Annotated in this window: 12 protein-coding genes; 7 read left to right on the top strand and 5 right to left on the bottom strand. The window is 34.3% G+C overall.

Features of this window, described 5'->3' with window-relative positions; translation table 11 throughout:
• Window positions 1-80: 80 nt before the first annotated feature.
• Window positions 81-1,559, bottom strand: a complete 1,479-nt coding sequence (locus H593_RS0116515) for an aminopeptidase P N-terminal domain-containing protein (RefSeq protein WP_028873431.1) — start codon at window positions 1,557-1,559, stop codon at window positions 81-83.
• 205 nt (window positions 1,560-1,764) lie between these two features.
• Between H593_RS0116515 and gcvT the strand changes: the two genes are divergently transcribed.
• The 5 genes from gcvT to H593_RS0116490 all read left to right on the top strand — a co-directional run bounded on the left by gcvT (window position 1,765) and on the right by H593_RS0116490 (window position 7,290).
• Window positions 1,765-2,835, top strand: coding sequence for a glycine cleavage system aminomethyltransferase GcvT (gene gcvT, locus H593_RS0116510; RefSeq protein ID WP_028873430.1), 1,071 nt, complete (start codon window positions 1,765-1,767; stop codon window positions 2,833-2,835).
• A gap of 202 nt (window positions 2,836-3,037) precedes the next feature.
• Window positions 3,038-3,871, top strand: a complete 834-nt coding sequence (locus H593_RS0116505; protein ID WP_028873429.1) for a sugar nucleotide-binding protein — start codon at window positions 3,038-3,040, stop codon at window positions 3,869-3,871.
• 106 nt (window positions 3,872-3,977) lie between these two features.
• Complete coding sequence (locus H593_RS0116500; protein ID WP_028873428.1) at window positions 3,978-4,268, top strand: 4a-hydroxytetrahydrobiopterin dehydratase; 291 nt, start codon at window positions 3,978-3,980, stop codon at window positions 4,266-4,268.
• A gap of 53 nt (window positions 4,269-4,321) precedes the next feature.
• Window positions 4,322-6,382: a S41 family peptidase gene (locus tag H593_RS0116495; protein ID WP_028873427.1), complete on the top strand. Its 2,061-nt coding sequence runs from the start codon at window positions 4,322-4,324 to the stop codon at window positions 6,380-6,382.
• Window positions 6,383-6,570: 188 nt separating this feature from the next.
• Window positions 6,571-7,290, top strand: a complete 720-nt coding sequence (locus H593_RS0116490; protein WP_028873426.1) for a YebC/PmpR family DNA-binding transcriptional regulator — start codon at window positions 6,571-6,573, stop codon at window positions 7,288-7,290.
• A 458-nt stretch (window positions 7,291-7,748) separates the two neighbouring features.
• Here H593_RS0116490 and H593_RS0116485 read toward each other — a convergent pair whose 3' ends face one another.
• Entirely contained in the window at window positions 7,749-8,981 is a 1,233-nt protein-coding gene (locus tag H593_RS0116485) for a glycosyltransferase (protein ID WP_028873425.1), read from the bottom strand.
• 58 nt (window positions 8,982-9,039) lie between these two features.
• Window positions 9,040-9,507, bottom strand: a complete 468-nt coding sequence (locus H593_RS0116480) for a heme-binding domain-containing protein (protein ID WP_028873424.1) — start codon at window positions 9,505-9,507, stop codon at window positions 9,040-9,042.
• A gap of 681 nt (window positions 9,508-10,188) precedes the next feature.
• On the opposite strand from H593_RS0116480, the gene purB reads away from it, so the two are divergent.
• Both purB and H593_RS20905 read left to right on the top strand, forming a co-directional pair.
• Window positions 10,189-11,532, top strand: a complete 1,344-nt coding sequence (purB, locus tag H593_RS0116475) for an adenylosuccinate lyase (protein WP_028873423.1) — start codon at window positions 10,189-10,191, stop codon at window positions 11,530-11,532.
• Window positions 11,533-11,542: 10 nt separating this feature from the next.
• Window positions 11,543-11,722, top strand: coding sequence for a hypothetical protein (locus H593_RS20905; RefSeq protein WP_147230910.1), 180 nt, complete (start codon window positions 11,543-11,545; stop codon window positions 11,720-11,722).
• A gap of 140 nt (window positions 11,723-11,862) precedes the next feature.
• Here the strand turns inward: H593_RS20905 and H593_RS0116470 are convergent, their stop codons facing one another.
• Both H593_RS0116470 and H593_RS0116465 read right to left on the bottom strand, forming a co-directional pair.
• Window positions 11,863-12,408, bottom strand: a complete 546-nt coding sequence (locus H593_RS0116470; RefSeq protein ID WP_028873422.1) for a DUF4252 domain-containing protein — start codon at window positions 12,406-12,408, stop codon at window positions 11,863-11,865.
• A 90-nt stretch (window positions 12,409-12,498) separates the two neighbouring features.
• Window positions 12,499-13,110, bottom strand: a complete 612-nt coding sequence (locus H593_RS0116465; RefSeq protein WP_051229796.1) for a DUF4252 domain-containing protein — start codon at window positions 13,108-13,110, stop codon at window positions 12,499-12,501.
• Window positions 13,111-13,114: the final 4 nt, after the last annotated feature.

Genomic DNA, 13,114 nt, shown 5'->3' with positions numbered 1-13,114 from the left:
GAGACAGAATTACTGAATGTGTTAATTTAACCAATGTTGTTTCTCTAACTCCATAGAGATCCCTGCCTTCGTAGCAATTCCTAATCCAAATCGGGCAATTCCAACCCATTCAAAACACTCTTCTTTGTCATCAACTTTTCAATTTCCGAAGAGGTGCGAGGCGCTTCCGCAGATAAATTTATGGGTCCGTTTTCTGTAATCAAAATATCATCTTCAATACGTACAGCAATACCATGCCATTTTGGGTCACAATCGCTCCCCATTGGGATGTAAATTCCTGGTTCTACCGTAATCACCATATTAGCTTGTAACTGTCCATACGTTCCTGGATCATGAACATCTAAACCAATGTGATGCGATGTACCGTGAGGGAAATATTGTCTCGCATCTGTTGCGTTTTTCGCAATCCCTAAATCAATTAAACCTTGATACACCACTGCTCGTGCTGCAGCATCTGGAGACTGCATCGTATTGCCAATAACGGTTGCTTTTATACCCGCTTCTTGGGCGTCATAGACAATATCATAAATAGCTTTTTGCGCGTCACTAAATTTCCCGTTTGCAGGAATTGTTCGCGTCACATCTGCTGTATAGCCATGATACTCTGCACCTAAATCCATAAGGACAAGATCATTTTCTACTTTCATTTTAGAATTCTCGATGTAATGCAGCACGCAACCATTATTCCCTGCACCAACAATACTTGGATAGCCTTCATATTCGCTTCCGTATTTTTTGTAGATATATTCATGAACACCTTGCACTTCGATTTCAGACATTCCTGGATGCATCGCTTTCATAATTTCACGTTGTCCCATGGCAGAAATCCGTACTGCTTTTTTAAGTAACACCAACTCATCGGTAGTTTTTATTTCTCGTAATCCTGCCATTAACCGTGACAAGGTTCTAGTATCTGTTTTTACAGTTTCTGCTTCCATATTAGCATTAGCCTCCACTTCAATAACCTCCGTTTTATTTTCAATCGTATAATTATTAATAAGTTTTATTTGCGTTTTAAACGACTGCACCAAATCATATAGGTCGGCTTCATCTCTCGTATCTCTATAATCATCTCTAAAATCTTCGTACATCACTTTGTCAAAAGAAGCGAAATCGATATTAGAATCTAAAAATTCATTGCCATTGTAGGCATTATCAAATCCTAGCTCTGCCTTTGCACCTTCAGTTCCCAATCTGCGACCTGTCCACTGTTCTGCCTGAGTATTTCGTTGTTGCACATAAAGTTTTTCATTAATGCTACTTCCTTCGGAAGTGTACTGACTTTCAGAGAAAACCACTAAAACAGCATGAGGCTCCTTATAACCAGTGAGGTAATAAAAGTTAGGATCTTGATGATAGACATATTCGACATCATTGGCACGATTACGAACTGGGTTTGCAAAAAATACAGCAACACTATTGGCTGGCATATTTGCACGTAGAGCATCACGTCGCTCTTTATGGAATTCTTTACTTAGATAATCTTCTGGTGTTCCGTTTTGGGCCCTACTTAAGAAGGAAAAAATCAGTGTAATAAGTATTGTAAATAAAAGTCTCATGAGGTTCAGTTTTTAAACATTTAAAATTAATGATTATCTCCTTATTCTTAAAAAATTATTTTAATATTAACATATTTATAATCTGTTTTTATGCCGAAGCACAGTCTAAAGAACAAATATTTTTCGATACATTTGTGGTTCAATTCTTTAATAAAACAATTAACAAAGCGTTTTCCATTTTACGGAAACCTAAACTACTTTTTTGATGAAAAATACAGCCTTAACAGCAACTCACGAAGCGCTTGGTGCCAAAATGGTGCCTTTTGCAGGATATAATATGCCAGTACAATATGATGGTATCAATGTAGAACACGAAGCGGTACGAACTGGTGTTGGCGTATTTGATGTATCGCATATGGGAGAGTTTTTAATTGAAGGTCCTCATGCGTTAGATTTAATTCAAAAAGTAGGCAGTAATGATGCGTCAAAATTAACAATTGGCAAAGCGCAATATAGCTGTTTACCTAATGATGATGGCGGCATTGTAGATGATCTCCTCATTTATAAAATTAAGGAAGAAAGCTATCTACTGGTTGTTAATGCTAGTAATATTGAAAAAGACTGGAACTGGATTTCTTCTAAAAATGATGTTGGTGCAAGGATGCGCGATTTAAGCGAAGACTATTCGTTACTAGCCATTCAAGGCCCTAAGGCGGTTGAAGCCATGCAAAGCTTATCAAGCCATAACCTTGCAGAGATTAAATTTTACAACTTTGTAGTTGGAGACTTTGCGGGTATTGAGAATGTGATTATTTCGGCGACTGGCTATACCGGAAGTGGCGGATTTGAAATCTACTGCAAGAACAATGAAGTACAGCAAATTTGGGATAAAGTAACTGAGGCTGGTGCAAAACCTATTGGATTAGCTGCTCGTGATACACTGCGTTTAGAAATGGGTTTTTGTCTCTACGGAAATGATATCAACGACACCACCTCACCTATTGAAGCGGGTTTAGGCTGGATTACAAAGTTCTCAAAAAAGTTTATAAACTCTGAAGCTTTAGAAGATCAAAAACGCCGTGGACCAGAACGTAAATTAGTGGCGTTTGAAATAGATGAACGTGGCATACCACGTCAAGGTTATGATATTGTTGATTCTAGCGGAAAAACGATTGGTAACGTAACATCGGGAACCATGTCTCCAAGTTTGGGTAAAGGTATTGGCATGGGTTATGTACCGACAATTTTAACAGCGGTTGGCACCAAATTACATATTCAAATTCGTAAAAACACAGTTCCAGCAACTGTGATTAAATTACCTTTTTATAAGGGCTAAAATATTCTAATAAAAACTCGTCGTACATTTTGATAACAATTAAACTTAATAGTCACAAAACTTTATTTTTTTCCTTTCCAGAAATTTTGGAACTAGAGAATAAAATAAGGATTTTGGAGATAATACTTTTAAAATTTAGGCACTATTGTCAAAATCTGACCAAACTACGCAATGGGTTTAAATTAGATTGAAGACAGATTTAATGAAGGAATATTCGAGCAAACATCGCATCTTAATTTTAGGTGCTAGCGGATTTATAGGTAATGCCATTTACAAAGAGCTTTTGGGTTACTTTAGGACGTTTGGCACGTACCGTATTCCGAAAAAAATATTTGAAGACAACCATCAGTTTTTTCAATATAATGTTGAAGAAGATGATGTTTATGAGGTTTTAAAAGCGACAAAGCCTACTATTATCATTTCTTGTTTACGTGGCGAATTCAGAGCACAAACCATCGCTCATCAACATATTGCCGAATATCTTGTAGAACACAATTGCAAACTCATTTTCTTATCCTCTGCAAATGTATTTGATGCGTACAGTAAATATCCTAGCTATGAATTGGATAAAACCTTGAGCGGAAGCATCTATGGTCATTTTAAAATTAAGATTGAAAACATGTTACTACGTCTTCCGAAGAAAAAAGTAGCGATCGTAAGATTACCCATGGTTTTGGGTTCTCAATCACCACGACTAAAAGAATTAAAGCAGCATTTACAAAATAAAACTGCGATTGAAATTTTCCCGAATATCATAATGAATGTGACCACAGACTCAAAATTGACGCAACAAATTCATTACATTATCAACCAAGATAAATATGGAATTTTTCATTTGGGAAGCACAGATTTAGTGCATCATGATGATTATTTTAAAGATATTGTTGAACAAATTACATCAAAAAACGAGGTGCTTTACAAACATGTGTACACCACCAATGAGGATCGTTATTTAGCAGTTTTACCAAAATTCAACAAACTCCCAAAACATTTAGAAATCACAAGTACAGAGGTGCTTGAAGACCTAACGAAATAAAACTTTACGATAAAAAACAATGTGTTTGTCTTTTTTAATAATTTGAAAGCTCAATAACTTTTATTTTACAGTAAAAATACGTTACTTTTAAGTAAAAAATAAAGTTATGGGTTTATTAACAGATGAAAATATAGAAAAACGATTACTTCGCTTCCCTGATTGGGAACATAGAAATAATACATTATACGCAGAGTTTGAATTTGATAATTTTAAAGATTGCTTTAGTGCAATGAGTAGAATTGCGTTTGAATGTGAAGCTCAAGGTCACCATCCAGACTGGACAAATGTTTACAATATGCTTAAAATCTCATTATCTACACATGACGAAAACGGTGTTACAGAAAAAGACTTTAAACTAGCAGATGCTATTGAAGCCATCGTAGAGGTTGAAGAGTAGGCACGAATCCTTAGTTATTATTTCATTCTAGAGTGCGCACTATATAAACATTTATGCTAAAAAGTTCATATTTTGTTTTACTGTTGTCTTTAGTTTCTTTTTTTGGCTACGGTCAAAACAACGGGTTGTTTTGTGACCAAATCATAGCACTGAAAAGAACTATTAAGATCAACCATTACCAACCAAAAGTTGTTGATGATAGTTTATCCACGCACGTTTTTGATTTGTTTTTAAACAGTTTGGATGAAGACAAACGCTTGTTTACAAAAAGTGATGTAGCTCAATTTGAACATGATCGGTTCACATTAGATGACTATATCAATACAGGGAGTTGTGAGTTTATCAACAACTATACAACCATCCTATCTGCACGTCTTGAAGACACTAAACGTGTAATTTCTAATATAGAAACCGAAGATTTTGACTATACAGGAAAAGATACTCTGATATTCAAACCAGAAACTACCTTTAAATATTTTAACAATGATGAAGCACTAAAAAACTACTGGAGTAAACGTTTACGCTATAATATTTTATACACACTTGTTGAAAATGATTCGGTATTAGAACATATTAAAAATGACTTCAAAGCTCTTGAAAGCGCTTTAAAACCTAAGGTAATTCAAAAAGAATTATGCAAACTCGAAGAGCTCAAAAATAGATTAGGAAGCGTTGATAATTTTGTGAAGGAAGCCTTTTTAAATGCTTATTTACACTATCAAGATCCTAATTCCTCTTTTTTTAATGCTTCGGAAAAAGAAATGTTTGTAAACGCCCTGTCCAATGATCAATTATCTTTCGGAATAATTACTTCAAAAAATGATGATGGCGATATTATTATTGTTCACATCACTCCTGGAAGTGCCGCTTTTAATAATGTAGATATTGAAGTTAATGATGTGATTAAATCACTATCAACAAACATGAAAACTTTGGAAACCTATTGTGTTTCTGACGAAGATGTGTTAGCATTTACAAGTGACCAAAACCATAATACCATAACGTTTAAAATTAAAAAGCAAAACGGGACACTTCAAAACATTGAGCTCACAAAAACCAAGACAAAAACAGAAGAAAACACAGTCTTTGGTTATATTATAGAAGACAAATCTAAAGTTGGTTATATTAGTATTCCTAGTTTTTATTCGGATTTAGAATCACCTAACGGGTTAGGTTTAGCGAATGATGTCGCTAAAGAATTATACAAGCTTCAAAAAGAAAACATTGCAGGCTTAATTCTTGATTTACGATTTAATGGCGGTGGTTCCATGAAAGAAGCTGCAGATCTTTCTGGCATGTTTATTAATAGAGGACCACTCTCTATTTTGAGATACTCAAATGGCGAGACCTACACTATTAACGATATGAATAGAGGTGCTTTATTCACAAAACCCATAGTTGTTTTGGTTAATAATTATAGTGCATCAGCATCTGAGTTTTTTGCTGCATCTATGCAAGATTATAATCGCGCTGTAATGATTGGCTCTGCAACACATGGCAAAGCCTCTGCCCAAGTAATTATCCCTATAGACACGAATGAAGCTTTAGGGTTTTCTAAAATGACTGTAGAGAAATTTTATCGCGTTACGGGCAAAAGCCACCAAGCACAAGGAGTCATTCCAGATATTATATTACCAAATCTTTATGATGGTTTTAATACTCAAGAAGAGTTTATAGCATATGCACTTAAAAATGATTCTATTGCTGGTATTCAAAATTTTCCAAAACTCAAGAAACTCCCTATTGAGCAATTAAAGAAAAAAAGCTTATCACGTATCGATAATGATGCTACTTTTAATGCTCTTAAACGTCTGAATAAATTAATTATAAAAAACTATTTTGAACTAGACACTGAGTATCCATTGACTTTAGACAATGTCTATAGCGAAATGATAAGGTATAAAAACCAATGGAACACAATCAATACACCTCTTGAAAATCATAGTGCAAGATTTACAGTTAAAAATACAGAATACACCAAGGAAATCATCAGTTATAATGACGACAAAAAAACAATTAATCAAGCCATTTTAAAGGATATTAAAACCGATATTTATATTGAAGAATCGCAACGTGTTCTTCAAAATTTATTAAATTTAATGCCGCAAAATTAAGTTTGAAACTTAGATTTATAAAATATTCTGAATATGTCGAGTCTGAAAAACAATTATTGCCAAATCCTAAAAATCCTGAATTAAGACAAAAAATGTATCAAGATTAGTTTACTTTGAACTTTATATTGTGATTCTATCGAAATTTCGATAATTTTGAATCTAATTAAAATCACATAAACACAACAGCAATGGGAAGAGCTTTTGAATTTCGTAAAGCAAGAAAAATGAAACGATGGTCTGCAATGAGCAAAGCCTTTACTCGTATTGGTAAAGACATTGTTATGGCAGTAAAAGAAGGCGGTCCAGATCCCGATGCTAACTCTCGATTGCGTGCAGTAATCCAAAATGCCAAGTCTGTTAACATGCCTAAAGTAAATGTTGAGCGTGCTATCAAAAAAGCAAGCGAAAAAGGTCAAGGCGATTACAAAGAAGTCATTTTTGAAGGTTATGCACCTCATGGTATTGCTGTTTTGGTAGAAACTGCAACCGATAATAATACCAGAACGGTTGCTAATGTTCGCAGCTATTTTAGCAAATGTGATGGCAGTTTAGGCACCTCAGGCTCTGTTGTATTTATGTTTGATCGTACTTGTAATTTTAGAATTAATGCTGAAGGTTTAGATCCTGAAGAATTAGAACTAGAATTTATAGATTTTGGTGCAGAGGAAGTCTTTGCAGATGACGACGGGATTTTAATTTACGCACCTTTTGAAAGCTTTGGCGCTATCCAAGCAGAATTAGAGTCTAGAGATATAGAAATACTCTCTAGTGGCTTTGAACGCATTCCACAAGTCACAAAAGCAGTATCCGCAGAAGAGGCTCAAGATATAGAGAAACTTCTCGAAAAATTAGAGGAAGATGATGATGTGCAAGACGTGTATCATACGATGGAAGAAAATACGGAGTAGTTAATTAATTAAAGAGACATTACTATTCATGTTCAAGCATGAATAGTAAAACTAAAAATTATGCCTTTATTAGCGCTTTTCAACAACAAACAATCTATAAAAAATTAAAATTAAAACTTTAAAAAAAACTATTGATGAAAAACACCAACAGTGGCGCAATGACAACTATGTAAGGTTAATCATTCAACCCATATCAAATTAAGCGAAGTTGAAGCACTCTGCCTTTGTTGGTGTTGTCCACCAACAAACAATCTATAAAAAATCAAAATTAAAACTTTTAAAAAAACTGTTGGTGAAAAACACCAACAGTGGCGCAATGACAACTATGTAAGGTTGATCATTCAACCCATATCAAATTAAGCGAAGTTGAAGTAACACTTTCGTCATTCCTTCGAAGTCAGAAACCTAATATTCTAATCTGTAACTCCTAGATTCCTGCCTTCGCAGGAATAACAGAACTAAGAATTCTTAGCCTCAATCCACTTGCTCATGTACTTTGTGCTTTGCAACGTATGGTGCTGTAACAACTGTCCTATAAAATTTTGTTGTCTGTGTGCTTTTATAGTATCTACCAAAGACAATAATCGATCTTCAAACTTACCCTCAAAATGAATTTTAGAAAATTGCTGTTCTAAAATCTTAAAGCCTAAAGCTTGTTGTTGGCTCCAAGTAAAAGTATCTGTATATAAAGCGACAGAATGACTAATAAACTCTTCAGGAGTATCACCAATAAAGTCTTGCTTAATATCCTTAACAATCCCTTCTAATCCAACAGAAGTTGACACAAATGGCGTCCCGTTTTGCATGGCATCAAAAAGTTTACCTTTTAATCCTGCTCCAAAGCGAATGGGTGCTAAAAGCACTTTGGATTGTTGCATGACTTCATTGACATCTTCTGTAAACCCCCTGATTAAAAAACCCTCTTTTTCGTTATGTAACTGATTCACTTTTTGTGACGCATACGATCCATAATTGTGTAATTGCGCATTTGGCAATAGCGCTCTAATCCCTTTCCAAATGGTGTCTTTTAAATAGAGTAAAGCATTATAATTGGGTTCATGACGAAAATTACCAATGGATATAAAATGTTGTCTATTTTCAAAACTCGGAAGTTCTTGTTTTTTTACTTCGGAAATTGGAGCAACAAGAAAAGGCAGATATTGCAGTAAAGAACTGTCTATTTTAAACGTATCTTGGAGTAAACCCATTTCTGCAGTAGAAATAATCAAACTCAAGTCACAACGATAGATACTTGCAATTTCTCGTTTGGTAGTAGTCTCGTTAAACAAATTATCATGAGTAACCTCAACATTGTCCTTAAGGGCCTGCTGTCTGGTGCGTCGTAAAAAATGCAAATCTTCTGTATCAAGGATTTTTATCGCATTAGGACATTGCCCAGAAACGCGCCAACCAAACTGCTCTTCACTCATAAACCGATCAAAGATCACGATATCTGGATTGTATTTTAAAATAAAATCGTCAAAACTAGAATGGTTGAGTTCTATAGTAACTTTTTCAACTCCTATTGATGATAAGTCAAATGCATTGTCGCTTTTAGCGCAAGCACTAGCAAAAGCTATTTGATACTGTTGAGATTGAAAAAACGAAATTAACTGCATCATTCTACTTCCCGCAGCAGAGCTTCTAGGCTCCGGCCATACGAACCCGATGATTAATAATTTTTTATTCATTCAACATTATAAAATTTAAATACTCAAATTTAAAATTTTAAAAACATATGAGAAAGCTCTACTTTAAGTCCGCACTATATTTTGCTCTCACTTCTTTTCCCCAGGTAACCACTGCGGTAATTTGCTCATCTGTAAGATTAGCATCACCATGAATATATGTATATGATTTTAAAGGCATTTCTTTTTCTTCAACCTCTTCGATCAACTCATCCATTTTATGATCTTTTTTCTTCAGGCTGTAACTCTCCCAAGCAGATGCATTAAAATGTTTTTTTCCGTCTTCCACGTGATCTGCTAACCAATAGTTCACAGGTGTTATTTTGTTGTACCATGGATATTTTGTCACATTACTATGACAATCAAAACAGGTGTTTTCTAAGATATTTTTAACGTCACTCGGCGGATTAGTTTCTGCAATAAATGCATCTATAGTTGTGATATCACCTTCATTCCTTTCTGGTCCAAAAAATTGCATGATAATAAACACAACAAGTAAAACGACTAGGATTTTTTTAACAGTTTTCATTTTTTTAAATTTAGGTAATTTAGAAGCGTTAAAAATAAGTAAATCAAATTGACTACAAAAGAACTTTATGAAGAATTAAAGGATGTAAATCACTCACAAGAAAAACGATTGCATTTTGCCAATATGGTGCTTACCAAAAAGGAATTGATTCCGAAGTTACAACCCTTTTATTTATGGTTGATGATAAAATTTCATGTCGGGCCCCTTACTCTTTTGAGTTTCTATGTGGTAAATATCTTGACGCTAGCGTCCCCTATTTAGATGATTTTACTAAAAATACACGTCGTGTTCATCTAGATTCCGAAGTGAGACCTGTTGCAAAAGTATGTGAGTATTTGACTATCGTTTAGTATTCAAAACAGGATTATATATTAAAGACTGTATTACTTCCCAAGCATAAATAAAAAATTATAGAAGCGTGTTTGGATTGGATGATAAACGACGAAAAAAACGCAACTTAAGTCTATTCTATGACTACGCATTTTCTTTTAGGATGTTATTATGAGTGGATTCATATAGAATTAGTCTTGATTTTAGAGCGCGACTTCCAAAAGCAAAGTCACGGTTTTAAGGCAAGGGCAAAACAAATTTTACGAAAAGTGAAATCTAAAAAATAGCAGTTCCACCCACATTAATCGAGAATCAAATGTTATCTTTAGCGCTTCAAAAAAAAAAAACACAATGTCAATATCATCACTTAATGCCATCTCTCCTATTGATGGTCGTTATAGAAGTAAAGTTAGCAATCTTGCACCTTATTTTTCTGAAGAAGCACTTATAAAGTATCGTGTTTTAGTAGAAATTGAATATTTCATTGCGCTTTGTGAAGCGGACCTACCGCAATTAGCAGATATTGACCCCTCAGTTTTTGAAGATTTAAGAGCTATTTACAGCTCTTTTTCTTCGGAAGATGCGCAAGCTATAAAAGATATTGAAGCGATTACAAACCATGATGTAAAAGCCGTTGAATATTTTATAAAAGAGAAATTTAACACCTTAGACTTATCTAAATACAAAGAGTTTATTCACTTTGGATTAACCTCTCAAGACATCAATAACACAGCCATACCAATGAGCATCAAAGATGCTGTGAATGACGTGTATGTGCCTGAATACTTCGAAGTTCTAAATAAACTTAAAGCCCTTGCAGAAGACTGGAAAGACATTCCAATGTTAGCAAGAACACATGGTCAACCTGCTTCTCCTACGCGATTAGGAAAAGAGATCCAAGTTTTTGTAGTGCGTTTGGAAGAGCAGTTTAATTTATTAAATGACGTTCCAAGTGCTGCAAAGTTTGGTGGTGCCACAGGTAATTTCAATGCACATAAAGTCGCGTATCCAAATATGGATTGGAAGGCTTTTGGAACTAAATTTGTGCAAGAGAAACTAGGCTTACAACACTCATTCCCAACAACTCAAATTGAACATTACGACCATATGGCTGCTTTGTTTGATGCTCTAAAACGTATCAATACCATCCTTATTGATTTAGATCGCGATGTTTGGACCTATGTGTCTATGGACTATTTTAAACAAAAAATTACAGAAGGAGAAGTTGGAAGTAGCGCAATGCCACATAAAGTGAATCCTATTGATTTTGAAAACTCAGAAGGTAATTTAGGCATCGCCAATGCTATTTTTGAGCACTTATCTGCAAAACTACCTGTTTCTAGATTGCAACGTGACTTGACCGATAGTACTGTGCTTAGAAATGTTGGTGTCCCTTTTGGACATACAATCATTGGATTTAAATCTACAGTAAAAGGATTAAACAAATTATTGCTTAACGAACCTAAGTTTGCTCAAGATTTAGAGAATAATTGGGCTGTAGTTGCGGAAGCAATCCAAACAATCTTAAGACGTGAAGCGTATCCTAATCCTTACGAAGCTCTAAAAGGCTTAACACGAACTAATGAAACAATTAACAAGAAATCTATATCAGAGTTTATTGATACCTTAGCTGTTTCCGAAGCTATAAAAACGGAATTAAAAGCTATTAGCCCGAGCAACTATACAGGGATATAATCTATAATACATGCCAACTAGAAACACATTGACACTTTTATTCTCTGCACTAATTTTTGCAGGTTTCTTAGTCGCTGGTATTTTGGGTGTTCTGGATTACTTGATAGTAAAAGCCCTATTGTTCTCGGCGTTAATACTATTGGCTGTTTATTTGATTAGTATTGCCTTTAAAAACACAGAGACTAAGTAAGAATTAGATCATTAATTTATTATTTCTGATTAAGACACGCATAAAAAAACCACTTCCAGTGGTCAGACGTGAAGTGGCTATTAACATTTAAATCAATGCCATGCATGGCTTTAAATTACTTGTAAAGAGGTATGATACCTTTATTTAAAGAAATTTGAAAACTTATCTAACTGCGAATTTTCAATATCTGACTCCCGCAATACAGCAGCCAATTGTGCGATTTTATTAAAATTCATATCGTCTCCTAGTACTCTTATAACTCCAAATCCTGAAGTATTAGAATTTCCGAAGAGAATAAACTCGTCGATGCGATCTCCATCTCCTGTGCATTTAATAACAAATTTTCCATCTGTAGAATTTCCGCCACGCATCAATTCTTCATACTTAGCGTCTTTTAAGATACTCTGCACTTTAGCATATTCAATGTCCATTTGTTCCTTATTGCTTTCATCTAAAACAAAAGCAATCAAGCTTAATTTTTCAATAGACTCATAGGCTTCCAATTGTTCTTCGGTAAGTGACTCCTCATCTATTTGCAACATACTAACTGGCACATCTAATGATGTAAACCCTGGTGCTAATTCATTGTCTACGTAAAACGTTTGCAATGTTTGATCTTGGTTGCAACTTTGTAAAGTCACAACCAAAATAAACAAATTGATTATAATTTTGATTGATGTATTCATGATTTTATATCTATTGTTTTCAATGGCCACATGTTGTTCGCTATTAGTCACCTTTTGATTGACAACGCTTTCAACATGCTCGTTTTGTAATTAGTTCTTTTTACCAACTTTCTCTAAATTCTTACCTCCTGGTACATTCATCGTGCTAGTGATTTTAGAGATTTCTCTTAAATCGATATCACCTGTAATGGACACTACCACAGTTTCAAATTCACGTTTTTCACCGTTAATTTCTATTTTTGAATCTTTGGTTAATTCTTTCAAACCACTAATAAGCATGAACAATTCTTTAACATGGTTCTCATCTTTTCCTTCTTTTACATAGAATTTTACAGTTTGATCACCATCCTTAAAACGCATCAATTCAGATAGATTTGCTTTATTCACGTGGCTCTCTGCATCTGATTTCATATTTGCAGAAATAGCAGAGTCACCTGTACTTAAAATCTTAACACTTTGGATTTTCTTAGCCATTTCCATAAATTTTTGCGCATCTGGATCATCTAAATCTATGTCTATACTTGCAATCATGCTAAACATTTTTGAATTGATAACTCCAGAGCTGACACCTTTCATATCTTCATACTTGTCAAACATACTTTGTCCAAAAGAGACTGAGCTTATTAAAGCTAGTGCGACTATTAATATTACTTTTTTACTCACGTTTTTCTTATTGATTACGTATTCGTTAAAATTTTTCATAATT

The organism is Psychroserpens burtonensis DSM 12212 (assembly GCF_000425305.1).
GTDB classification, from domain to species: Bacteria; Bacteroidota; Bacteroidia; order Flavobacteriales; family Flavobacteriaceae; genus Psychroserpens; species Psychroserpens burtonensis.
This window is presented reverse-complemented; position numbering and strand designations above follow the sequence as displayed.